Consider the following 22484-nt stretch of genomic DNA (forward strand, 5'->3'; position numbering starts at 1 on the left):
CACGTCATGCGGAACGTTTGATTCCCACGAGTAGAATATGCGAACGAGTGTTCGATCCAGCGGGTATGCCGCCTTCCCACCCTGGCCGTACCAGGCGGGATGGGCTGTCGTCCCGAAGGTCGGTGGGGCATACACCTAGCGGCGGTTGCGCTCAAGCGTTCCGATGGGATGTCAGCCGGAGAGCCCCCTGCGGAAGGTTCCAAACGCGACCGTTCGGCATCCAGCACCGATCCAGTACGGTAAAAACCTAGGGGCCCACCCCCGGAGGAGTGGACCCCTTCTGACCTGCGCATTTGCCAGATCAGTGACGTGGCGCCATGTCACCCACTACACGTTGAACCGGAACTCCACCACATCCCCGTCCTGCATCACATAGTCCTTGCCCTCCATGCGGGCCTTGCCCTTGGCTCGGGCCTCGGGGACCGAGCCCGTGGCGACCAGGTCGTCGAAGGAGATGACCTCGGCCTTGATGAAGCCCTTCTGGAAGTCCGTGTGGATGACACCGGCGGCCTCGGGGGCGGTGGCGCCCTTCTTGATGGTCCAGGCGCGGGACTCCTTGGGGCCGGCCGTCAGGTAGGTCTGCAGGCCGAGGGTGCGGAAGCCGACGTGGGCGAGGGTGGCGAGGCCGGGTTCCTCCTGGCCGACGGACTGGAGGAGTTCCAGGGCCTCGTCCTCCTCCAGCTCCGCGAGATCGGCCTCCAGCTTGGCGTTGAGGAAGATCGCCTCGGCCGGGGCGACCAGCGCGCGCTGCTCGTTCTTGAAGTCCTCGTCGGTCAGCTCGTCCTCGTCGACATTGAAGACGTAGAGGAAGGGCTTCGTGGTGAGGAGGTGGAGGTCGTGGAGCAGCTCATTGCGCTCGGTGCCCTGGACGATGCCGTGCGCGAAGAGCGTGTCGCCCTTCTCCAGGATCTCCTTGGCCTCCTCGACCGCCTTGGCCTTGGGAGCCACGTCCTTCTTGATCCGGGACTCCTTCTGGAGGCGCGGGAGGACCTTCTCGACGGTCTGCAGGTCGGCCAGGATCAGCTCGGTGTTGATCGTCTCGATGTCGTCCTTGGGCGAGACCTTGCCGTCGACATGGACGACGTTCTCGTCCTTGAAGGCGCGGATGACCTGGCAGATCGCGTCGGACTCGCGGATGTTGGCGAGGAACTTGTTGCCCAGGCCCTCGCCCTCGCTGGCGCCGCGCACGATGCCCGCGATGTCGACGAAGTCGACCGTCGCCGGGAGGATCCTCTCCGAGGAGAAGATCTCGGCCAGTTTCGTCAGGCGCGGATCCGGGACGCCCACGACGCCGACGTTGGGCTCGATCGTGGCGAACGGGTAGTTGGCCGCGAGCACGTCGTTCTTGGTCAGGGCGTTGAACAGGGTCGACTTGCCGACATTCGGCAGACCGACGATTCCGATCGTGAGCGACACGTTGCGACTTCCCGTACGTGAGGATGCGGAGGGTGGGCCAGGCAGGGCCGATCCACCAGTCTACGGGGTGTCCGGTACCGGCCCCGCGCGGTGTCGAACGCTTGGCCAAGCTCTCCCCCACGGCGTGTCTGTCGGGCTATTCGGCACATAAACCGACCTAAGTTGGTCCAGTGGAGCAACACAGGACGCGACCTTCGCAGTACGGACCGCGACGCATCCGGGCGCCGCTACCCCCGCAGGGCCGGGGCGCGGGCGGCGCCGCGGTCGGGCGCCCCGTGGGGCAGCGTGCGGTGGTGGGCGGGGACCGGCGGCCGGTCGCGGCGCGGCCGTCGCCGTCGGCCGGTTCGCCGGTGGCGCGGGTGGTGCGTACCCTGCGCGAGCTGCCCAATCCGCGGCTCACCGGGCTCGGCAGCGGTCTGTTCTGCATGGCCGTGATGCTCGTCCTCGGCTTCCTCGACCAACTGCTGTTCGACGCGTCCCTGACGGTGTACGGCGTGCTGTTCCTGCCGGTGTCCCTGCTGACCGCGTTCTGGGTGCGCAAGGGGGACCTGCTGACCGCCCCCATCGTCGTGCCGATCGCCTTCGCCGTGGGTCTGCCGACCGTCGCCGAGAGCGGCGAGGGTCTGGCCGGACGGCTGATGGGGGTCGTGACCGCCCTCGCCACGGAGGCCGGGTGGCTGTACGGCGGGACCCTGGTCGCGGGGGCGACCGCGCTCGCCCGGCGCATCCGCATGGTCCGCCGCCGGGCCACCGTCCGGAACCGACCGCAGGTGTGACGGGCGGGCCGGCCCGGCCCCGCCCGCCGTACGGGACGCTCAGCCCCCGGAGGGCCGGGCCCCGCTCTCCGCCGCCCGCATCGCCGCGCCCACGATCCCCGCGTTGTTCAGGAGTTGCGCGGGGACGATCTCCGCCTGGATGTCGTCGAGGTAGTGCAGGAACTTGTGCGCCTTGCGGCTGACCCCGCCGCCGATGATGAACAACTCGGGCGAGAACAGCATCTCCACGTGGGCGAGGTACTTGCGCACACGATGGGCCCAGTGCTCCCACGACATGTCGTGGTCCTCCTTGACCTTGCTGGACGCCCGCTTCTCCGCGTCGTGGCCGTCCAGCTCCAGGTGGCCCAGCTCGCTGTTGGGGACGAGGTGTCCGTCGGTGAAGAGGGCGCTGCCGATGCCGGTGCCGAAGGTGAGCAGGATGACCGTGCCCTGCCGGCCGCGACCGGCGCCGAAGTGCATCTCGGCGACGCCCGCCGCGTCCGCGTCGTTGACCACCGTCACGTCCAGGCCGCCCAGCCGCTCGCTGAACAGCGCACGCGCGTCCGTGTCGACCCAGCTCTTGTCGACGTTGGCCGCCGTGCGGACCGTGGCACCGCCCGTCACCACGCCGGGGAAGGTGAGCCCGACCGGCCCGGTCCAGCCGAAGTGCTCGACCACCTGCTTCACGCCGTCGGCCACGCCGTCGGGGCTCGCCGGGCGCGGGGTCAGCACCTTGCAGCGCTCCTGGGCCAAGTCACCCCTGTCCAGGTCCACCGGGGCGCCCTTGATCCCGGATCCGCCGATGTCCACACCGAAGATCTGCATGGCCATACGTTACGACGGCCGTCACGACGAACGACACGGCGGACGACCGGCGCTCACACGGGCGGGCGGTGGCCCGGACACTCACGCCCCGGACACTCACGCCCCGGACACGCGCGCCCCGGGCACCCACGCCCGGACGCTCACGCCCCGGCCGCCCCCGAACCGCCCCGCTCCGCCGCCAGGGACGTCGCCTCCTCGCGCAGGTCGCGGCGCAGCTCCTTGGGCAGTGAGAAGGTGATCGACTCCTCGGCGGCCTTGACGATCTCCACGTCCTCGTAGCCCCGCCGCGTCAGCCACTCCAGGACCTCTTCGACCAGGACTTCCGGAACGGAGGCGCCGGAGGTGACGCCGACCGTGGTGACGCCCTCCAGCCACGCCGCGTCGATCTCGTCGGCGAAGTCCACGAGGTACGCCTCGCGCGCGCCGGCCTGCTTGGCGACCTCGACCAGCCGCTTGGAGTTGGAGGAGTTGCGCGAGCCGACGACGATCACCAGCTCCGCCTCGGCGCCCATCTGCTTGACCGCGAGCTGGCGGTTCTGCGTGGCGTAGCAGATGTCGTCGCTCGGCGGGGAGATCAGCTGCGGGAACTTGTCCTTGAGCGCGTCGACGGTCTCCATGGTCTCGTCGACGGAGAGGGTGGTCTGCGACAGCCACACCACCTTCGACGGGTCACGGACCTCCACCTTGGCCACGTCCTCGGGGCCGTCGACGAGCTGGATGTGGTCGGGGGCCTCGCCGGAGGTGCCGATGACCTCCTCGTGGCCCTCGTGGCCGATCAGGAGGATGTCGTAGTCGTCGTTGGCGAAGCGGACCGCTTCCTTGTGCACCTTGGTGACGAGCGGGCAGGTCGCGTCGATGGTGGCGAGCCGGCCGCGCTCGGCCTCCTCGTGGACGACGGGGGCGACACCGTGCGCGGAGAACATCACGATGTTCCCCGGCGGGACCTCGTCCGTCCGCTCGACGAAGACGGCGCCCTTCTTCTCAAGGGTCTGGACGACGTACTTGTTGTGGACGATCTCGTGGCGGACGTACACGGGGGCCCCGTACTGCTCCAGGGCCTTCTCGACGGCGATCACCGCGCGGTCCACGCCCGCGCAGTAGCCACGGGGGGCGGCGAGCAGGACACGGCGGCCAGACGAAGCAGTCATGGCACCCATCGTAAGGCCGCGTTCGGCGGGTCAAAGATCGCGTGTGTCCGCCGTTGCCGGGGAGACTGACGGGGACATTACGAGACGCGGTCCGATGCGCTGGCGGAGGCAGGATGTCCGAGACCGGTACGACGGCCCCGGGGGCCGGTGGGGAGCACCGGCTGAGGCGCAGTCTGGGCTTCAGGGACCTGGTCGTCTACGGGCTCCTGTTCATCGCGCCCATGGCACCGGTCGGCGTGTTCGGCACACTGGACGCCAAGTCGCACGGCGCGGTGGCGCTCGTCTATGTCATCGCCACGATCGCGATGGCGTTCACCGCGTTCAGCTACGCGCAGATGGTGCGGGTGGTCCCCCAGGCGGGGTCGGTGTTCGCGTACGCGCGCGCGGGGCTCGGCAACGGGGCCGGTTTCGTCGCCGGCTGGATGGCGATGCTCGACTACGTCCTCATCCCGGCGGTGGCGTACCTCTTCTCCGGCATCGCCATGGAGGCGCTGGTCCCGGAGGTGTCGCGGTGGGTGTGGACGGCGATCGCGGTGGTCGTGACGACCCTGCTGAACCTGTGGGGCGTGCGCGCGGCGGCCCGGGTGGGCTTCCTGGTGCTCGCGATGGAGATCGTGGTCCTGCTGGTGTTCGTGGTGGCGGCGATCGTGGTCCTGGCGCGCGACGGTGCCGCGCGCGACTGGCTGTCCCCGCTGTCCGGTGACGGCACGCAGGGGGCGTTCGCGCTGTCGGCCGTGGTGGGCGCGGTGTCGGTGGCGGTGCTGTCGTACCTGGGCTTCGACGCCATCGCGACGTTCGCGGAGGAGGTGACCGGCGGGTCGGCGAAGATCGCGCGGGCGCTGCTGTTCTGCCTGGTGCTCGCCGGTGTGCTGTTCGTGGCGCAGACGTATCTGGTGGCGCTGCTCGATCCGGTGTCCTCGGCCCGGCTCGCTGCGGAGCCGGAGCGGCAGGGGTCGGCGTTCTACGACGCGGTGGACACGTCCGTGGGGACGTGGCTGCACGACCTGGTGGCGGTGAGCAAGGCGATCGGCGCGGCGTTCGCGGCGCTGGCCGGGCAGGCGGCGGCCGGGCGGCTGCTGTTCGCGATGGGCCGCGACCGGCGGCTCCCCGCGGCGCTGTCCCGGACGGATTCCGGGGTGCCGCGGGTGGCGCTGCTGGTCTCGGCCGTGATCACGATGGCGGCGGCGGTGTGGGCGGCACGGCGGGACGACGGTCTCGACCAGTTGGTCTCGGTGGTCGATGTCGGCGCGCTCACCGCGTTCACGCTGCTCCACGCGAGCGTGGTCGGCTGGTTCGCCGTCCGGCGTGGTGGGGGCCCGGTGAGCTGGTGGCGGCATGTGCTGGTGCCGGTGCTGGGCGCGGCGATCACCGTCGCGGTGATCGTGGAGGCCGCGGGGACCGCGCAGGTGGTCGGGGCGATCTGGCTGGCGGTGGGGCTGGCGGTACTCGCGGCGCAGGCGGGCCGAAGGCGCCCGGCGGGGGCGTGAGACCGCGGGCGGGGGCCTGAAGCGTGCGGCGGGGCGAGGGGCTGCGGTCCTGTGGGCGCGGCACGCCGGGTCGGGTTGTCGTACCCGGCCGTTACGCTCGGGCGCATGGCTGTTGACTCGACTCCCGAAGCGCCCCTCCCGGTGGGCGAGGTGTCCCGGCTGATCGGGGGCTGGATCGACCGGCTCGGCGGGGTCTGGGTCGAGGGGCAGATCACGCAGTTGTCGCGGCGGCCGGGCGCCGGCGTGGTGTTCCTGACGCTGCGCGACCCGTCGTACGACATCTCGGTGGGCGTGACCTGCTACCGGCAGGTCTTCGAGGCGGTGGCGGACGTGGTCGGCGAGGGTGCCCGGGTGGTCGTCCACGCCAAGCCGGAGTGGTACGCCCCGCGTGGGCAGCTGTCGCTGCGGGCCGCCGAGATCAGGCCGGTGGGCGTCGGGGAGCTGCTGGCGCGGCTGGAGCAGTTGAAGAAGACGCTCACGCGCGAGGGGCTGTTCGCGCCCGAGCGCAAGAAGCCGCTGCCGTTCCTGCCGCAGTTGGTCGGCCTGGTGTGCGGGCGGGCCTCGGCGGCCGAGCGGGACGTGCTCGAGAACGCCAGGCACCGCTGGCCCGCCGTCCGCTTCGAGGTGCGCAATGTGCCCGTGCAGGGCGTGCACGCCGTGTCGCGGGTGGTGCAGGCGGTGAAGGAGCTGGACGCGATGGACGACGTCGATGTGATCGTCGTCGCGCGGGGCGGCGGCAGCGTGGAGGATCTGCTGCCGTTCTCCGACGAGCAGCTGGTGCGGGCGGTCGCCCAGTGCCGTACGCCGGTCGTCTCGGCGATCGGGCACGAGCCGGACAATCCGCTGCTCGACCACGTCGCCGACCTGCGCGCCTCCACGCCGACGGACGCCGCGAAGAAGGTCGTCCCGGACGTCGGCGAGGAGTACGAGCGGGTACGGCTGCTGCGGGACCGCGCCCGGCGGTGCGTGGCGGCGTTCGTCGACCGCGAGGAGCGAGGGCTGGCCCACGCGCTGGCCCGGCCGTCGATACAGGACCCGCACCGGATGATCGACGAGCGGGCCGAGCAGGTGACGGCCCTGCTCGAGCGGGGGCGCCGTTCGCTGCGGCACCACCTCGACCGGGCCGACTCCGAGCTGACGCACACGCACGCGCGCGTGGTGGCCCTCTCCCCCGCCGCGACCCTCAAACGGGGGTACGCGGTGCTCCAGCGGGCCGACGGCCACGCCGTCCGCGACCCGGCCGAGGTGGAACCGGGCGAGATGCTGCGGGCACGGGTGAGCGAGGGCGATTTCTCCGTACGAGTCGACACATAGGGTGGGTGGATGACCAGCGAGGTGGAGCAGCCGACGGCCATGTCCGAGGCGCTCGGGTACGAGCAGGCGCGGGACGAGCTGATCGAGGTCGTCCGGCGGCTGGAGGCCGGCGGTACGACGCTGGAGGAGTCCCTCGCCCTGTGGGAGCGGGGCGAGGAGCTGGCGAAGGTCTGCCGCCGCCGGCTGGACGGCGCTCGGGCCCGCCTGGACGCGGCGCTGGCCGAGGAGGCCGGCGCGGAGGAGGACGGGGCCGGGGACCTGTAGGACGAGGACAGGGCCGGGACCCGTAGGACCTTGGCTGGCCCGGGGTCCCGGCGTGTCCGTGGCGTCCGGCTATCCGGCGGTGTCCTCGGCGAGGGTGTGCGCGACGAGCGCGTTGGCGTGCCCGTGGCCCAGGCCGTGCTCGGTCTTGAGCCAGGAGACGAGTTCCATGTGCCCGGTGAGCGGCGAGGAGCGGATCAGCTCCTTCCACTGCGCGATCGGTCGCCCGTACTTCTTCTCGATCGACGGGAAGTAGGAGGCGGGGCCCTTCACGGTGGCGGTCATGTCGATGCGGTCCCATCTGTCGAGGTCTGTCGAGGTCTGTCGGCGTACCGCCTGTACGACCCCCGGGATCCGGAGAAGTCGTCGCCCGGTCGACGTGACCCGTGTCACTCCGCCGGGAGAGTGGTGAGCCGGACACAGCATGTGAAGCGGATCACCGCACTCCCCATTTGGTTAAATCTTGGACTTCTTCGGCGTAGTGTCGTCCGCGTCAACGGCCCCCGCCCGACCGACGCGGAGCCGACGCATCCCGAGGAAGATCACGCATGTCTCTCGTTCTTGACCCCGCAGCCCAGGACCTGCTGTTCCGCGAGGCCCGTACCGCGAACACCTTCACGGACGAACCGGTGACCGACGAGCAGGTCCGGGAGATCTACGACCTGGTCAAGTACGGCCCGACCGCCTTCAACCAGTCGCCGCTGCGCATCACGCTGGTCCGCTCCGCCGAGGCCCGCGAGCGTCTCGTCCGGCACATGGGCGAGGGCAACCGGCCCAAGACGGCCACCGCCCCGCTGGTCGCGATCCTTTCGGCGGACAACGAGTTCCACGAGGAGCTGCCCTACCTCCTCCCGCACGCCCCGCAGATCAAGGACGCGGTCTTCGGCGCCCGCCCGGCGCGCGAGCGTGCCGCCGCGCTGAACGCCTCTCTCCAAGCCGCGTACTTCCTCATCGGCGTCCGCGCCGCGGGCCTGGCCGCCGGCCCGATGACCGGCCTCGACTTCGAGGGCCTGCGCAAGGAGTTCCTGGACGACGACCACACCCCGCTGATGGTCGTCAACATCGGCCGCCCGGGTCCGGACGCCTGGTTCCCGCGCTCCCCGCGCCTCGCGTACGAGCAGGTCGTCACCACGGTCTGAGGCACCCGACGCCGCGCCGCGGCCCCGGGTCCGGGGTACGGCAGGGGCTCACGTCAGCTTCAGCGCCGCCGCCATCCGACCCAGTTGGTCGAACGACCCGGTACCGGTCACGACCGTCGTCGCGCCGTTCATGCCCTCGGCGTCGTGCAGCACCAGCGCGTCGTACCGGCCGCCCTCGTAGCGGGTCCACGTCCGGCCGGCGATGCGCTGCGTCGTCTCGGTCGCCCGTGCCCCCTGGCTGGCGTCCTCGATGAACGCGGCGGGCTTCTTCGCGGTGGACTGCTCGATCGCCACGTATTCGCCGTCCGGCGCCCGGAAGCCCAGGTGCCAGGCGTCGGAGTCGCTGCCCCGGAAGCGGACGGAGGTCGGCTTCCAGTCCTCGGAAAGCCCCTCGGGCGCGGCCACCGGGTAGGACGCGGCGCGCTGCGCGGTGAGCAGTTCGACCCGGTAGTCGACCCGCTTGAGGTCCGGTTCCCCGTCATTGTGCGGAATGAAGATCCAGATCACACCCGCCGCGAGGACGATGAGCCCAAGAGAGAGAATCATGTCCCGGGCCGACTTCTGCTTGCCTTTCGTACCTGCCACGCCCCCTATCGTCGCAGGTGACTGATCCGCTCATACGTGGGGTCCCCTGCTCATTTTGTCGGACTGGCGATAGAGTCTTGGCCATACCCTCATCCGGCCGTCGCCGTATCAGAAAGGTGCGTTCCGATGACCGAGCATCATCTGCCGTCCGAACTGGACGTCCCCTCAGAGGCCCCCGACCGCAACCTCGCCATGGAACTCGTGCGGGTCACCGAAGCCGCGGCGATGGCCGCCGGCCGCTGGGTCGGGCGCGGTGACAAGAACGGCGCCGACGGCGCCGCGGTGCGCGCCATGCGAACCCTCGTCCACACCGTCTCGATGAACGGCGTCGTCGTCATCGGCGAGGGGGAGAAGGACGAGGCCCCCATGCTCTTCAACGGGGAGCGGGTCGGGGACGGCACCGGGGCCGAGGTCGACATCGCCGTCGACCCGATCGACGGCACCACGCTGACCGCCAACGGCATGACCAACGCGATCGCGGTGCTGGCCGCCGCCGAGCGCGGCTCCATGTTCGACCCGTCCGCCGTCTTCTACATGGACAAGCTGGTCACGGGTCCGGAGGCCGCCGACTTCGTCGACATCAACGCGCCCGCGTCCGTGAACATCCGCCGGATCGCCAAGGCCAAGCGGCGCACCCCCGAGGACGTCACCGTCGTCATCCTCGACCGGCCCAGGCACCAGGCCCTCATCGACGAGGTCCGGGAGACCGGCGCCCGCATCAAGCTGATCTCCGACGGCGACGTGGCCGGCTCCATCCTCGCGCTGCGCGAGGGCACGGGCATCGACCTGCTGCTCGGCGTCGGCGGCACGCCGGAGGGCATCATCTCGGCCTGTGCCGTGAAGTGCCTCGGCGGGACCATCCAGGGCAAGCTGTGGCCCAAGGACGACGAGGAGCGGCAGCACGCGATCGACGCCGGGCACGACCTGGACCGCGTGCTGACCACCGACGACCTGGTCTCCGGCGACAACGTCTTCTTCGTCGCGACCGGCATCACCGACGGTGAGCTGCTGCGCGGGGTGCGGTACCGCTCGGAGACGGCCACCACCGACTCGATCGTGATGCGGTCCAAGTCGGGCACGGTGCGGCGGATCGACTCCGAGCACCGGCTGAGCAAGCTGCGCGCCTACAGCGCGGTCGACTTCGACCGGGCCAAGTGACCCCACCGGCGGTGCGGGGCGCCTGCTGAGCCCGGCCGCCCCCGCCGGCATCGCGAAGGCGCCCCCTGTGCGAAGGGGGCGCCTTCGTCACGTCGGGGTCTAACCGGCCGCCGCTATGCGGCCCGTCGTGCGGGCGGCCTTCTTCAGTTCGAACGTCTCGGCGGCGGCGCCGGGCCAGGACCACGCGGCGTTCGGCGGCGGTGAGGCCGCCCCAGACGCCGTAGGGCTCGGGTTGCAGAAGGGCGTGCTCGCGGCACTCGACCATGACCGGACAGCGCGCGCAGACGCGCTTGGCGGCCTCCTCGCGGGAGAGCCGGGCGGCGGTCGGTTCCTTGGAGGGGGCGAAGAACAGTCCGGCCTCGTCGCGCCGGCACACCGCCTCGGTGTGCCAGGGAGCGTCTTGGTCCCTGTCCCGCACGGGCCCCCGCTGGGCCGGAACGGCAGCTGCCTGCGGGGACGAATGCGGCGGTTGCAGCACGGTCTACTCCTGACGACGGCTTCGCGAGCGAGAGACGATGCGTCAGGCTTACCCGTTGTACGCGCGCCTATGCACTGGGTTCCCCGGCGCCGGCCGGGGCCGCGCTACAAGTGCTTGCGCACACCCTTCTCGACCCTGCGGTGCACCCGGTCGAGGATGTCCGCGACGAACTTGCCCCGTCTGGGGCGCGCCTCGACGCTGCCCAGCACGGCCCAGCCGTCCACGTAGATGACGGGGGCCTCGGGCTCGGTGGAGTCGAGGGTGTGGACCTCGAAGCTGCCGAGCACGCCGCCGCCCGCGCCGCGCAGCGACACGTTCTCCGGGACGCGCACGTCGACGCTGCCGAAGACGGAGAACGCCTTGATCACTATCTGCTGGTGGGCGAAGACCGCCTCGCTGAGGTCTATCTCGACGCTGCCGAAGATCGCGTAGGCGTGGATTCGGCGGTTCGCCCGCCAGTGGCCCTTGCGGACGGCGCTGCTGAACACCGCCACCACATTCTCCTCGGGGTCCGGCGGGAAGGCGCCGACGGTGGGGCGGTGCGGGGCCGGGGCGGTGTGGGGGTGCCGTCCGGGGTGCGCGGCGGGCAGGTCCCGCACGAAGACGTCCAGCTCGCCGACGGTCTTGGCGGCCAGCACGCCGTCGACCCGCTCGGCGTGCTCGTCGGCGGTGAGCCGCCCCTCGGCGAGGGCTTCGCGCAGCATGTCGGCGACGCGGTCCCGGTCGGCGTCCGAGGCGCGCAGCTCGGAGGTGCGCGCCGCGGTGCCGGGTGGGGCCGCGTCCTGCGGTTGGGCGTGCTTGTGAAGGTCCACGGCAGCAGCGTACCGAAACGCGATAGATCGCGACCAGCCCTGTGGACAACCTTGTCGCGGCCTACTGAGCCTTACCTCACAAGCTCGGCACTCCGGGCAGGTTTTACGCTGGTGGACGCTGCCGACGGAGGCCAGTCGTCGTTGCTGAGGAATCCAGCCGCGCGTGTTGTCGAGTGAGGAATGGGCGAGATGCCTGAGTTCGCGTACACCGATCTGCTCCCCCAGGGTGAGGACACCACTCCGTACCGGCTGGTGACCGCCGAGGGTGTCTCCACCTTCGAGGCCGACGGGCGGACCTTCCTCAAGGTGGAGCCCGAGGCGCTGCGCAGGCTGGCCGAGGAGGCCGTGCACGACATCCAGCACTATCTGCGCCCGGCCCACCTGGCGCAGTTGCGCCGCATCATCGACGACCCCGAGGCCTCGGGCAACGACAAGTTCGTGGCGCTGGACCTGCTGAAGAACGCGAACATCGCGGCGGCGGGTGTGCTGCCCATGTGCCAGGACACCGGTACGGCGATCGTCATGGGCAAGCGCGGGCAGAACGTGCTGACGGCGGGCGGCGACGAGGAGGCCCTGAGCCGGGGCATCTACGACGCGTACAAGAACCTGAACCTGCGCTACTCGCAGATGGCTCCCCTGACCATGTGGGAGGAGAAGAACACCGGCTCCAACCTCCCGGCCCAGATCGAGCTGTACGCGACCGACGGCGGCGCCTACAAGTTCCTGTTCATGGCGAAGGGCGGCGGCTCCGCCAACAAGAGCTTCCTCTACCAGGAGACGAAGGCCGTCCTGAACGAGGCCTCCATGATGAAGTTCCTGGAGGAGCGGATCCGCTCGCTCGGCACGGCCGCCTGCCCGCCGTACCACCTGGCGATCGTGGTCGGCGGCACGTCGGCCGAGTACGCGCTGAAGACCGCGAAGTACGCGTCCGCGCACTACCTGGACGAGATCCCGGCCGAGGGCTCGGCGCTGGGGCACGGCTTCCGGGACAAGGACCTGGAGGAGAAGGTCTTCGAGCTGACGCAGCGGATCGGCATCGGCGCGCAGTTCGGCGGCAAGTACTTCTGCCACGACGTGCGCGTGGTGCGGCTGCCGCGGCACGGGGCGTCCTGCCCGGTCGCCATCGCCGTGTCCTGCTCGGCGGACCGGCAGGCGGTCGCGAAGATCACCGCCGAGGGCGTCTTCCTGGAGCGGCTGGAGACCGACCCGGCGCGGTTCCTGCCGGAGACCACGGACGAGCACCTGGACGAGGCGGGCGACGTCGTCAGGATCGACCTCAACCAGCCGATGGACGACATCCTGGCCGAGCTGACGAAGTACCCGGTCAAGACCCGGCTGTCGCTGACCGGCCCGCTGGTCGTGGCGCGTGACATCGCGCACGCCAAGATCAAGGAGCGGCTGGACGCGGGCGAGGAGATGCCGCAGTACCTCAAGGACCACCCGGTGTACTACGCCGGTCCGGCGAAGACGCCCGAGGGGTACGCGTCGGGGTCCTTCGGGCCGACGACGGCCGGGCGCATGGACTCCTACGTCGAGCAGTTCCAGGCCGCGGGCGGCTCCAGGGTGATGCTGGCCAAGGGCAACCGGAGCAAGCAGGTCACGGACGCGTGCGGCGCGCACGGCGGCTTCTACCTGGGGTCCATCGGCGGGCCCGCGGCCCGGCTGGCGCAGGACTGCATCAAGAAGGTCGAGGTCGTCGAGTACGAGGAACTCGGCATGGAGGCGGTCTGGAAGATCGAGGTGGAGGACTTCCCGGCGTTCGTCGTGGTGGACGACAAGGGCAACGACTTCTTCAGCCCGCAGCAACTCTCTCAGCCGACCTTCACGTCGATCCCTGTACGGGGTCCGGGCCTGGCCTGACCTAGGCAGCGACACCCGCGTAGAGCCCTCGGCCATCGGTCGGGGGCTCTACGCGCAGCGAGGCCGTCTCGTCCGCGAGCGGCCCACACAGAGCCGCGTAGGGCCTCACATCGGGGCCAGGCCGCGACAGACAGCCGCGCGGCCGTCCTCAGCAGTGGCGTACCCGACTACGCGAATATCAGCGTTGCCGCATAGACGACCATGAACAACCCTCGTACCGTCATGCGTACCGGCCCTAACGGGGGCCATGACCAAGGGGTTGAGCATGGCTCGCGAGGAACTGACCCGCCTTACCGGCAACGGGAACGGGGAGTGCGGACAAGGGGACTGCCCGAACGTGTACCGCACCGAAAAGAGATCGATCGTTGTGCAGGGCGACGTGTTCAACGGCTTCATCCCGCCCGAGGGCGAAGGGTTGGTTGAGATCCCGGAAAGCGTACTGAGGGAGGCTTTCAATGCTCTTGGCTGGTGAAGCCTGGCAAGCCAAGTTCCGAGACTTCCAGACCGAGGCATGGCGACTGGAAACCCTGCCGGTCTACCGCGTACCCCAAGAGGCCGAAGAGTTCTCGCGTTTCCTTGCGGGCGAACGGTTTCCGGGGCCGTACGAGGATTCGTGGACGGCCATGATCCGGCATCGCAGGGAATCCGGGGCAAATGTCGGGCGAGTGCACATCCTGACTCGGCCTCACTCCGACTACCTACGCTTCGAGTTCGAGAGGTATTACCGCCATCAAGCCCCCATCGGGGAAGATATCCGAATCCTTGACGTGACCGAGCGCGAGAATCCGTTGCCGGGTATTGAAGACTTCTGGATGTTCGACAAAGCAGAAGTCGTCATCATGCACTATGAGGCGGACGGAACGCAGATCAACCGAGAAGCGTATGAGGGGGACGTGACACCGTTCCTTGAATATCAGCGAATCGCGCTGGCCGAGTCTGTTCCCTTCGAGGAGTACGTGAAGGGCCTTGACCTTTGAGCCGGAAGAGCTAGGCCAGTCCAGAGCCGACCTAAGGGTTGTCCCGTAACCGCTGGCCACGGGTGAGATGATCTTGTCGTGTCTGGTGTGATCACGGCGTCGGAGCCCTCCTGGATAGCCCCGTTCACCGGGCTGAGCTCGCGTCAGTTCGGCAAGCTGATCACAGCCCTGCGCCGGGAGGGTGCAGACCCGGTGTGCATGGGCCGACCCTGGAGCCTGCCGCTGGAGGACCGGGTCCTGCTGGTCGCCGCGTACTGGCGAACGAACCTCACCATGCGCCAACTGGCTCCGCTGTTCGGGGTGTCGAAGTCGGCTGCGGACCGCATCATCGACCACCTGGGCCCGGCGCTCGCGCTCCAGCAGCGCAAGCGGTTCCGCAAGGACACCGTGCTCATCGTGGACGGCACCCTGGTCCCCACCCGCGACCACCAGGTTGCCGAGCAGTCGAAGAACTACCGGTACTCCACCAACCACCAGGTCGTCATCGACGCCGACACCCGGCTCGTCGTCGCCGTCGGCCGGCCACTGCCCGGCAACCGCAACGACTGCAAGGCATGGGAGATCTCGGGCGCGAAAGCCGCCGTCGGCCGCACCACCGTCATCGCCGACGGCGGCTACCGCGGCACCGGCCTGGTCATCCCACACCGCCGCCAACCCGGCCAGGCAAACCTCCCGGCCTGGAAGGAGGAACACAACGCCTCCCACCGAAAAGTCCGCGCCCGAGTCGAGCACGCCTTCGCCCGCATGAAGACCTGGAAGATCCTCCGCGACTGCCGCCTGAAAGGCGACGGCGTCCACCACGCCATGCTCGGCATCGCCCGCCTACACAACCTGATCGTCGCTGGGTGACGGGCAAACGGCCAGGTCATCGGCCCGTCCGAGATCATTTACGGGACAACCCTTAGGGCGTTCTATTGCCTCGGCTGAAGTTGCACGGCCCGCAGGCCGGGCGAAGGTTCTATGTCATTCGTTCCGCCTCGGCTGAGCGGAACAATGTGGTCGGCCGTCGTAGCTGGCCGGGAATAGCAGATAGAGCAGACAGGGTTAGCCGCGAGGATCGCGGCCCTGGATTTGAGATATTGAGTGTTATATCCACGCGCCCACGGGGAGGGGCGCGTGTGCTTTCTCTTCTGCTCCCGTCGCTTCGCTCCGGCCGAGGTGCAGGGCTCACAGCGTGAGCCGAGAGGATAGAGCCGCTTACAGCGGCTGCACATCATGTGAGGCAATAGCTTCTCCAAACAGAAGTGGCACCCTTCGAGGGGTGCCGTTAGTGGTGCTCTGCCTGGCCTCCATTCGTCGGCCAGGGGATGACTTAAAGAGATAGAGAGGCAGCGAAGGTTTCCGCAGGTCAGGGAAGAATGGGTGACTCTCAGAGGGTTACGCGGCAGTGCGTAGGGAGTGCACGCGGCAGGACGCCGACCCAAGACCGTTCTTCTGGAAGTGGTGCCCAGGCAGTACGAGGCACCGTGCGCCCGAATCAGGGGCGATCAAGGCCATGGCCTTAGCCGCAGTCATACCCTTCTGCACAGCCTGTCTGGTGAGCGCCTGGCCGTTCTCCCCGGCCAAAATGGAGGCTAGGGCTCCCTCGGCGAACTCGGCATGCCCGACTTGGTTCCCCCAACCGAGGGCGGCGAAGTACACCCGGAAAGCGAGCGGCTTGATTAGGGGGTTGCGCGCTTTCGCTCGGCAGTCGAGCTGAGAAATGGCACCCCACGGGGCACCGGGGCCGAATCCAATGGTCACTATTCCCTCGGGCGGTTGGTCGCGGGCATAAGAAAGCCCCGGCTATCGCCGGGACTGACAAAAACAAGACATGCAGTTTCTAACCCACCCAGGGTGGCGGTTTCAAGGAAGGGTGTTTAAACGGGCGGCGTGAGATCGTGTAAACGGTCTCCCTTGGAGAGTGCGGGCATGGAAAGGCCCCCGAAGCGTTTACACTCAACGGGGGCCAGGGATTCAGAGGGTCGGGTGGCTATCCGCCGCTGTACGGCCGACGCGCGGGCAAGAGGAACTCCGCCTCAGGCTCGGTCATCCAGTACCCTTCGGGGACGTGAAGCCCAGTCTCCTTAGCGATCTCCGCAAGCTCAAGCATTTTGCAAACGACTCGGCGGTTTCCGTCTTCGGCCTTCCCGACCGTGATCGTTACCCCGTGACGCTGTAGGAACACCCGACGCTGTTCGTCATCCTTCGTGGCCCATTCCTCCGCATAGTTGCGCCCCGTTTCCTTCCAGGCGGGCGCATCCTCAGCTTCCTTGATTTCGTTACGCAGTCGCTCGACCTTGGCCGACTGGGATTCGTGCTGCTTCCAGTAGCGTTCGATCTGAACTTCAGTCTTGATACGACCGGCCAGATAGTCAGCCTCCAGCCTGTCAAGCATGGCTTCGGCTTCCACCAGTTCCGTCTTCGCTTGACTGATCGAATTGCCAACCCTCTCCATTACAGGGAGGGGCCCAAGGGTGACATTCACGAACTGGCCGACGACCGTATCGAGATCTTCCCTCCGGATACGCCCGGGGTCGGAACAAGTCCCCGTGTTGATGTTATTGCACGCGTAGTAATGGAAAACTCTGCCGTTCTCCTTGGTCTTCTTGGACGAAGACATACGGGCGCCGCACACATCGCACTCGGCCACGCCTCCCAACATGGAACGCGAGGGCGTGGCGCGCGATACCGGACGGTTAGCCGTGATGCTGGCCACCAGTTCCGCCCACTCCCCGTATTCCATGAGCGGGTCATCCGTGATCCGTACCGGCTCACCATCGTCATCCGCGACAGTATCACCCTTATAGGTGTAGATACCGCCGACCGTGGGGTTAGTCACGATCGCTCGGATAGCGTTAGCGGTCCAAGCGACACCCTTCGGTTCGTCGCCGCGATCCATGCGCAGGTAATCCCGCCACGTCGGAACACCACGCTTGTTAAGATCAACGGCAATCTTGTATGATGACCAATCACTCTTCAGCTTCTCCACAATGTCACGGAGAAGGTTCGCGTATTCGTCATCCTGAATGAGCTTCTTACCCCCGTCCTCTTGGCGCTCAAATCGGTATCCGAACGGGAGTACACCGCCGATCCAAACGCCCTTCGCCTTCCGGGCCATCGAGCCGGACAGGGCACGCGCACGGATGGTGTCCAACTCGCCTTCCGCGAACGCGGCAATGATCTGAGCGAACATCTTGCCCATGGGGGTGGACATGTCGATGCCCTCGGTCACGGACACGATGGTTTTGCCGTGCTTCTGGCACCACTCGAAGATCTCGGCGAAGTGACCCGCCTTCCTGCTGAGGCGGTCGAGCTTCCAGACGGCCAACACGTCCCACTCGTCAGCCCGCTCCATGAACCAGGGACCGAGGCCCGGTCTCTTGAAGGGGTGCATCGCGCCGGACACATCCACGTCTTCAGCCCACCCCACGATGCGCCCCTCTATAGAGGGGCCGTGCGCCCAGTGCTCGACGGCCGCGCGCTGCTTCTCCGGGCTGGTGGTGTCGTCCTTCATGACGGACAAGCGGACGTTGCCCAGCACCCTCGGGTTAGAGATCATGCGCGGATGCTACGGGTGGTGCCGCTAACTGAACAAGTCGAACGACTTCTTCCAGGACCCGGCGCCGGCCCCGACGTTCACGTCGATCCCGGTGCGGGGCCCCGGACTGGCGTAGCCCGTTCCGGGCCGGGGGCGGATCCGCCCCCGGCCCGGAACATCCGCACCGCCCCGCACGCTGTACCGGGTATGAGCGAATACCGCATCGAGCACGACTCCATGGGCGAGGTCCGCGTCCCCGCGGACGCCAAGTGGCGGGCGCAGACACAGCGCGCCGTCGAGAACTTCCCCGTCTCCGGGCAGCGGATCGAGCGCGCGCACATCGAGGCGCTCGCCCGCGTCAAGGGGGCCGCGGCGAAGGTGAACGCGCGGCTGGGGGTGCTCGACAAGGACATCGCCGAGGCGATCCAGGAGGCGGCCGGCGAGGTCGCCGAGGGGAAGTGGGACGAGCACTTCCCCGTCGACGTGTTCCAGACCGGGTCGGGGACCTCGTCGAACATGAACACCAACGAGGTCATCGCCACCCTGGCCACCGAGCGGCTCGGCCGGGACGTCCACCCCAACGACCACGTCAACGCCTCCCAGTCGTCCAACGACGTCTTCCCGTCCTCCATCCACATCGCCGCCACCGCCGCCGTCACCCGCGACCTGATCCCGGCCCTCGGCCACCTCGCGGACGCCCTGGAGCGCAAGGCGCGGGAGTTCGGCGATGTCGTGAAGTCCGGGCGCACCCACCTCATGGACGCCACGCCGGTCACCCTGGGGCAGGAGTTCGGCGGCTACGCGGCCCAGGTGCGCTACGGCATCGAGCGGCTGAACGCGTCGCTGCCCCGCCTCGCCGAGCTGCCGCTGGGCGGCACCGCCGTCGGCACCGGCATCAACACGCCGCCCGGCTTCTCCGCCGCCGTCATCGAGGAGGTGGCCCGCGCCACCGGGCTGCCGCTGACCGAGGCCCGCGACCACTTCGAGGCGCAGGGCGCCCGGGACGGCATCGTCGAGACCAGCGGGCAGCTGCGGACCGTCGCCGTGGGTCTGACGAAGATCGCGAACGACCTGCGGTGGATGTCGTCCGGGCCGCGGACCGGGCTCGCGGAGATCTCGCTGCCCGACCTCCAGCCCGGCTCGTCCATCATGCCCGGCAAGGTCAACCCGGTGATCCCCGAGGCCGTCCTCATGGTCGCCGCCCAGGTCATCGGCAACGACGCGACCGTGGCCACCGCCGGAGCGGCCGGCAACTTCGAGCTGAACGTGATGCTGCCGGTCATCGCCAAGAACGTGCTGGAGTCGGTGCGGCTGCTCGCCAACGTCTCCCGGCTGCTGGCCGACCGGACCGTCGAAGGCGTCGTCGCCCACCGGGACCGGGCCCGCGAGTACGCCGAGTCCTCGCCCTCCGTGGTCACCCCGCTGAACAAGTACATCGGGTACGAGGAGGCCGCCAAGGTCGCCAAGAAGGCGCTGGCCGAGCGGAAGACGATCCGCCAGGTGGTGCTGGAGGGCGGGTACGTCGAGCGCGGCGACCTCACGCGCGAGCAGTTGGACGAGGCGCTGGACGTGCTGCGGATGACCCGTCCGTGAAGGGCGCTCCCGCGATCACCCGCGCGTCGTATGACCATGGCACCTAATATCTGTCCATGGCAGACGGTGAAGCGGTGAGCGCGGGGGCGGAGGCGGGCCGTGCGGCGGCCCCGGCGGAGTTCTGGGCGCCCGGGAGCCACATCCTGTGGCGGTACCGGGAGAACGGCGGCCCGCACCTGCACATCGCGCGCCCCGTCACCGTCGTACGGGACGACGCCGACCTGCTCGCCGTGTGGCTGGCACCGGGCACCGAGTGCGTCAAGCCGGTGCTCGCCGACGGTACGCCCGTGCATCTGGAGCCGCTGGCCTCCCGCTACACCAAGCCGCGGACCGTGCAGCGCGACCGCTGGTTCGGCACGGGTGTGCTGAAGCTGGCGCGGCCCGGCGAGCCCTGGTCGGTGTGGCTGTTCTGGGAACCGGGCTGGCGGTTCAAGAACTGGTACGTGAACCTGGAGCAGCCGCTGACGCGTTGGGAGGGCGGGGTCGACTCCGTGGACCACTTCCTGGACATCTCCGTGCACCCGGACCGCACCTGGTACTGGCGGGACGAGGACGAGTTCGCGCAGGCCCGGCGGGACGGGCTGGTGGACGCCCGGCTCGCCGAGCGGGTGCGCAGGGCCGGCCGCGCGGCGGTCGCGGAGATCCGTTCCTGGGGTTCTCCGTTCGCGGACGGCTGGGAACACTGGCGACCCGAGCCGTCCTGGGCGGTACCGTCGCTGCCGGAGGGCTGGGATCGGACGTTCCGCGCACGTGTCCTCATGAGACCCTTGCTGTGCCCCCGGGCAGGAAACGTAGGATCGTCCTCCGCAAGGGAGCGCGGCAGCGGCAACCAGCGGAGCGTGCGCTGTGCTTGACCGATCGTCACCGAGGGGCGGCAGGACGTGAGCGAGGGGTACGAGGGCAACACGGCTACGGGCCGCAGACGGTCCGCCGGTGACACAGGAACAGCCTCTGACCACGCGGGAATCCCGTTCCTGGGGCACGCATTCCGGGTATCGGGATTTCTGCGGGACGAACTGCACGCGCCGCGCGCAGTCCCGGACGGACGGATTCGACACGCGTGACGGAGCACCCGACCTCCTTCGACCGCCCCCCGACGGGCGCCGACCCCACGGACCCCCGCGGGGCGCTCCTGCGTACCCCCGGGTCCGCGTTACCGGCGCAGGGGCGCACCGGGGAGACGCCGCCCGGTGCGGGCGCTGACTCCCCCGGCGCCGTCGAGCACTGCCAGCCCGGCGCCGAGCAGGCCGCCGAGCCCGACACCCACCGCCCGCGGCCCCCGTCCGACGGGGTCCCTGCGCAGCCGGGCGGCGCGCAGGCCGGGTCCGTGGCACCGGCCGGCCCGGAGCGCCGTGCCGTGCCGTCGGTCCCGGAGCGGCGCAGCGGGCAGCCCGGCTCGCCCGGACAGCCCACGCCCATGCGGCGGGACGGGGACCGGCTGCGGTTCGTGGGGGCCGCCACGCGGCGGATCGCGCGGGGCATGGACCTCGACGAGATCGTGATGGGGCTGTGCCGGGCCACCGTGCCGACGTTCGCGGACGCGATCCTCGTCTATCTGCGCGAGCCGCTCCCGGTCGGCGACGAGCGGCCCACCGGCCCCCTGTTGCTGCGGTTGCGGCGCACCGACCGGATCCCGGCCGAACGGGACACCGAGAGCGGCTTCACCCCGGCGGCCCAGCCCGAACCCTCCGAGCTGGAGTCGGTCGGCTCCGAGCTGTGCGAGGTGCGGCCGGGCAGTGCGCTCGCGGAGGTGCTGCGCGGGGTGCGCCCGGTCTTCACCGACACCCCGGCCGCCCGCGCCGCCCTTCCCGAACTGCTCGGCGACGGGCGTGAGTTCGCGGTACCCGACGGCCGTAGGGCGATCCTCGCCCCGCTGCGCGGCCGGCGCCGGGTGATCGGTGCCGCCCTGTTCCTGCGCGGTCCCGAGCGCACCGCCTTCGAGGCCGACGACCTGCTGGTGGCCGCCCAGTTGGCCACGCACAGCGCGCTCGGCATCGACAAGGCGGTGCTGTACGGGCGCGAGGCGTACATCGCCGACGAGTTGCAGCGCACGATGCTCCCGGAGAACCTGCCGCGCTGCACCGGCGTACGGCTGGCCTCCCGTTACCTCCCGGCCGCCGAGACGGCGCGGGTCGGCGGCGATTGGTACGACGCCATCCCGCTGCCCGGCAGCCGGGTCGCGCTGGTCGTCGGGGACGTGATGGGCCACTCGATGACGTTGGCGGCCATCATGGGCCAGTTGCGGACCACCGCGCAGACCCTGGCCGGGCTCGACCTGCCGCCGCAGGAGGTGCTGCACCACCTCGACGAGCAGGCGCAGCGCCTGGGCACCGACCGCATGGCGACCTGCCTGTACGCGGTGTACGACCCGGTGTCGCACCGCATCACCGTCGCCAACGCCGGGCATCCGCCGCCCGTGCTGCTGCATCTGGGCGGCGAGGCCGAGGTGCTGCGGGTGCCCGCGGGCGCCCCGATCGGCGTGGGCGGCGTGGACTTCGAGGCGGTGGAGCTGGACGCGCCGGCCGGTGCGACCCTGCTCCTGTACACGGACGGGCTGGTCGAGTCGCGGCTGCGGGACGTGTGGACCGGCATAGAGCAGTTGCGGGAGCGCCTCGCCGCGACCGCCCAGCTCACCGGGCCGGACCATCCGCCGCCCCTGGAGGCCCTGTGCGACGAGGTCCTCGACATGCTCGGCCCCGGTGACCGGGACGACGACATCGCGCTGCTCGCCGCCCGCTTCGACGGGATCGCGCCCAGCGACGTGGCGTACTGGTTCCTGGAACCGGAGGACGCGGCTCCCGGCCGGGCCCGCCGCCTGGCCCGGCGCGCGCTCGCCCGCTGGGGCATGGAGGACCTCACGGACGCGGTGGAGCTGCTGGTCAGCGAGGTCGTGACCAACGCCGTGCGGTACGCCTCGAAGCCGGTCACCCTGCGGCTGCTGCGCACGGATGTGCTGCGCTGCGAGGTCGGCGACGACGTGCCGCAGTTGCCGCGGCTGCGGCAGGCCCGCGCGGACGACGAGGGCGGGCGCGGGCTGTATCTGGTGAACCGGCTGGCCCGGCGCTGGGGCGCGACGCGGCTGAGCACCGGCAAGGTGGTCTGGTTCGAGCTGAACCGGGGTTGAGGCGTGTGTGAGGGGGCGCCCTCCCCGGGCGC

The 22484-nt window shown here is 69.6% G+C and carries 19 protein-coding genes and 2 pseudogenes; 13 read left to right on the forward strand and 8 right to left on the reverse strand.

Going from position 1 to position 22484, the window contains the following annotated elements:
- Positions 1 to 327: 327 nt before the first annotated feature.
- Positions 328 to 1416: a redox-regulated ATPase YchF gene (gene ychF, locus AC4IHM_RS11150; protein ID WP_490866914.1), complete on the reverse strand. Its 1089-nt coding sequence runs from the start codon at positions 1414 to 1416 to the stop codon at positions 328 to 330.
- Positions 1417 to 1586: 170 nt separating this feature from the next.
- Between ychF and AC4IHM_RS11155 the strand changes: the two genes are divergently transcribed.
- Entirely contained in the window at positions 1587 to 2192 is a 606-nt protein-coding gene (locus AC4IHM_RS11155) for a DUF6542 domain-containing protein (RefSeq protein ID WP_490866915.1), read from the forward strand.
- Positions 2193 to 2231: 39 nt separating this feature from the next.
- Here AC4IHM_RS11155 and ppgK read toward each other — a convergent pair whose 3' ends face one another.
- Complete coding sequence (gene ppgK, locus AC4IHM_RS11160) at positions 2232 to 2996, reverse strand: polyphosphate--glucose phosphotransferase (protein ID WP_490866916.1); 765 nt, start codon at positions 2994 to 2996, stop codon at positions 2232 to 2234.
- 140 nt (positions 2997 to 3136) lie between these two features.
- Positions 3137 to 4153: a 4-hydroxy-3-methylbut-2-enyl diphosphate reductase gene (locus tag AC4IHM_RS11165; protein WP_490866917.1), complete on the reverse strand. Its 1017-nt coding sequence runs from the start codon at positions 4151 to 4153 to the stop codon at positions 3137 to 3139.
- Positions 4154 to 4257: 104 nt separating this feature from the next.
- Between AC4IHM_RS11165 and AC4IHM_RS11170 the strand changes: the two genes are divergently transcribed.
- The 3 genes from AC4IHM_RS11170 to AC4IHM_RS11180 all read left to right on the forward strand — a co-directional run bounded on the left by AC4IHM_RS11170 (position 4258) and on the right by AC4IHM_RS11180 (position 7209).
- A complete protein-coding gene (locus AC4IHM_RS11170) occupies positions 4258 to 5631 on the forward strand; it encodes an APC family permease (protein WP_490866918.1) in 1374 nt (457 codons plus the stop codon).
- 105 nt (positions 5632 to 5736) lie between these two features.
- On the forward strand, positions 5737 to 6945 hold the full coding sequence (gene xseA, locus AC4IHM_RS11175) for an exodeoxyribonuclease VII large subunit (RefSeq protein WP_490866919.1): 1209 nt from the start codon (positions 5737 to 5739) through the stop codon (positions 6943 to 6945).
- A 9-nt stretch (positions 6946 to 6954) separates the two neighbouring features.
- Positions 6955 to 7209: an exodeoxyribonuclease VII small subunit gene (locus tag AC4IHM_RS11180; protein ID WP_490866920.1), complete on the forward strand. Its 255-nt coding sequence runs from the start codon at positions 6955 to 6957 to the stop codon at positions 7207 to 7209.
- A gap of 69 nt (positions 7210 to 7278) precedes the next feature.
- Here AC4IHM_RS11180 and AC4IHM_RS11185 read toward each other — a convergent pair whose 3' ends face one another.
- Positions 7279 to 7491, reverse strand: coding sequence for a DUF4287 domain-containing protein (locus AC4IHM_RS11185; RefSeq protein ID WP_490866921.1), 213 nt, complete (start codon positions 7489 to 7491; stop codon positions 7279 to 7281).
- Positions 7492 to 7754: 263 nt separating this feature from the next.
- Between AC4IHM_RS11185 and AC4IHM_RS11190 the strand changes: the two genes are divergently transcribed.
- Positions 7755 to 8345 (forward strand): malonic semialdehyde reductase, encoded by a 591-nt coding sequence (locus AC4IHM_RS11190; protein ID WP_490866922.1) that lies wholly within the window; start codon positions 7755 to 7757, stop codon positions 8343 to 8345.
- A gap of 48 nt (positions 8346 to 8393) precedes the next feature.
- On the opposite strand, the gene AC4IHM_RS11195 is transcribed toward AC4IHM_RS11190, so the two are convergent.
- On the reverse strand, positions 8394 to 8930 hold the full coding sequence (locus tag AC4IHM_RS11195; protein ID WP_490866923.1) for a DUF4245 domain-containing protein: 537 nt from the start codon (positions 8928 to 8930) through the stop codon (positions 8394 to 8396).
- Between the two features lie 126 nt (positions 8931 to 9056).
- Here AC4IHM_RS11195 and glpX point away from each other — a divergent pair, with 126 nt between their 5' ends.
- Positions 9057 to 10088 carry a class II fructose-bisphosphatase gene (gene glpX / locus AC4IHM_RS11200; protein ID WP_490866924.1) on the forward strand — a complete coding sequence of 344 codons (1032 nt, stop codon included), beginning with the start codon at positions 9057 to 9059 and terminating at the stop codon, positions 10086 to 10088.
- A gap of 99 nt (positions 10089 to 10187) precedes the next feature.
- On the opposite strand, the pseudogene AC4IHM_RS11205 reads toward glpX, so the two are convergent.
- Both AC4IHM_RS11205 and AC4IHM_RS11210 read right to left on the reverse strand, forming a co-directional pair.
- Positions 10188 to 10566, reverse strand: a pseudogene (locus AC4IHM_RS11205) (WhiB family transcriptional regulator).
- Between the two features lie 104 nt (positions 10567 to 10670).
- Complete coding sequence (locus AC4IHM_RS11210; protein ID WP_490866925.1) at positions 10671 to 11378, reverse strand: DUF1707 SHOCT-like domain-containing protein; 708 nt, start codon at positions 11376 to 11378, stop codon at positions 10671 to 10673.
- A gap of 180 nt (positions 11379 to 11558) precedes the next feature.
- Between AC4IHM_RS11210 and AC4IHM_RS11215 the strand changes: the two genes are divergently transcribed.
- From AC4IHM_RS11215 to AC4IHM_RS11230, 4 genes are all read left to right on the forward strand, one after another.
- Entirely contained in the window at positions 11559 to 13238 is a 1680-nt protein-coding gene (locus AC4IHM_RS11215) for a fumarate hydratase (protein WP_490866926.1), read from the forward strand.
- A 265-nt stretch (positions 13239 to 13503) separates the two neighbouring features.
- Complete coding sequence (locus AC4IHM_RS11220; RefSeq protein ID WP_490866927.1) at positions 13504 to 13710, forward strand: hypothetical protein; 207 nt, start codon at positions 13504 to 13506, stop codon at positions 13708 to 13710.
- Positions 13694 to 14215: a DUF6879 family protein gene (locus AC4IHM_RS11225; protein ID WP_490866928.1), complete on the forward strand. Its 522-nt coding sequence runs from the start codon at positions 13694 to 13696 to the stop codon at positions 14213 to 14215. Before AC4IHM_RS11220 ends, AC4IHM_RS11225 begins: the two co-directional genes overlap by 17 nt.
- Positions 14216 to 14293: 78 nt before the next feature.
- Positions 14294 to 15064, forward strand: a complete 771-nt coding sequence (locus AC4IHM_RS11230) for a transposase (RefSeq protein WP_490866929.1) — start codon at positions 14294 to 14296, stop codon at positions 15062 to 15064.
- Positions 15065 to 16187: 1123 nt separating this feature from the next.
- Here AC4IHM_RS11230 and AC4IHM_RS11235 read toward each other — a convergent pair.
- The gene (locus AC4IHM_RS11235) at positions 16188 to 17756 is read right to left on the reverse strand and encodes a recombinase family protein (protein WP_490866930.1); all 1569 of its coding nucleotides are present in this window, start codon (positions 17754 to 17756) and stop codon (positions 16188 to 16190) included.
- A gap of 186 nt (positions 17757 to 17942) precedes the next feature.
- Between AC4IHM_RS11235 and AC4IHM_RS11240 the strand changes: the two genes are divergently transcribed.
- The 3 genes and pseudogenes from AC4IHM_RS11240 to AC4IHM_RS11250 all read left to right on the forward strand — a co-directional run bounded on the left by AC4IHM_RS11240 (position 17943) and on the right by AC4IHM_RS11250 (position 22452).
- Complete coding sequence (locus tag AC4IHM_RS11240; RefSeq protein ID WP_490866931.1) at positions 17943 to 19328, forward strand: class II fumarate hydratase; 1386 nt, start codon at positions 17943 to 17945, stop codon at positions 19326 to 19328.
- A 56-nt stretch (positions 19329 to 19384) separates the two neighbouring features.
- A pseudogene (fomD, locus tag AC4IHM_RS11245) lies at positions 19385 to 20090 on the forward strand (cytidylyl-2-hydroxypropylphosphonate hydrolase).
- 298 nt (positions 20091 to 20388) lie between these two features.
- Entirely contained in the window at positions 20389 to 22452 is a 2064-nt protein-coding gene (locus AC4IHM_RS11250) for a SpoIIE family protein phosphatase (protein ID WP_490866932.1), read from the forward strand.
- Positions 22453 to 22484 lie beyond the last annotated feature (32 nt).

This window comes from Streptomyces sp. SL06, assembly GCF_058244745.1.

Coding starts and splice junctions, on each gene's coding strand:
- ppgK (WP_490866916.1), bottom strand. CDS start 2,996: ATGCAGATCTTCGGTGTGGACATCGGCGGATCCGGGATCAAGGGCGCC.
- AC4IHM_RS11165 (WP_490866917.1), bottom strand. CDS start 4,153: ATGGGTGCCATGACTGCTTCGTCTGGCCGCCGTGTCCTGCTCGCCGCC.
- AC4IHM_RS11170 (WP_490866918.1), top strand. CDS start 4,258: ATGTCCGAGACCGGTACGACGGCCCCGGGGGCCGGTGGGGAGCACCGG.
- xseA (WP_490866919.1), top strand. CDS start 5,737: ATGGCTGTTGACTCGACTCCCGAAGCGCCCCTCCCGGTGGGCGAGGTG.
- AC4IHM_RS11180 (WP_490866920.1), top strand. CDS start 6,955: ATGACCAGCGAGGTGGAGCAGCCGACGGCCATGTCCGAGGCGCTCGGG.
- AC4IHM_RS11185 (WP_490866921.1), bottom strand. CDS start 7,491: ATGACCGCCACCGTGAAGGGCCCCGCCTCCTACTTCCCGTCGATCGAG.
- AC4IHM_RS11190 (WP_490866922.1), top strand. CDS start 7,755: ATGTCTCTCGTTCTTGACCCCGCAGCCCAGGACCTGCTGTTCCGCGAG.
- glpX (WP_490866924.1), top strand. CDS start 9,057: ATGACCGAGCATCATCTGCCGTCCGAACTGGACGTCCCCTCAGAGGCC.
- AC4IHM_RS11215 (WP_490866926.1), top strand. CDS start 11,559: ATGGGCGAGATGCCTGAGTTCGCGTACACCGATCTGCTCCCCCAGGGT.
- AC4IHM_RS11220 (WP_490866927.1), top strand. CDS start 13,504: ATGGCTCGCGAGGAACTGACCCGCCTTACCGGCAACGGGAACGGGGAG.
- AC4IHM_RS11225 (WP_490866928.1), top strand. CDS start 13,694: ATGCTCTTGGCTGGTGAAGCCTGGCAAGCCAAGTTCCGAGACTTCCAG.
- AC4IHM_RS11235 (WP_490866930.1), bottom strand. CDS start 17,756: ATGATCTCTAACCCGAGGGTGCTGGGCAACGTCCGCTTGTCCGTCATG.
- AC4IHM_RS11240 (WP_490866931.1), top strand. CDS start 17,943: ATGAGCGAATACCGCATCGAGCACGACTCCATGGGCGAGGTCCGCGTC.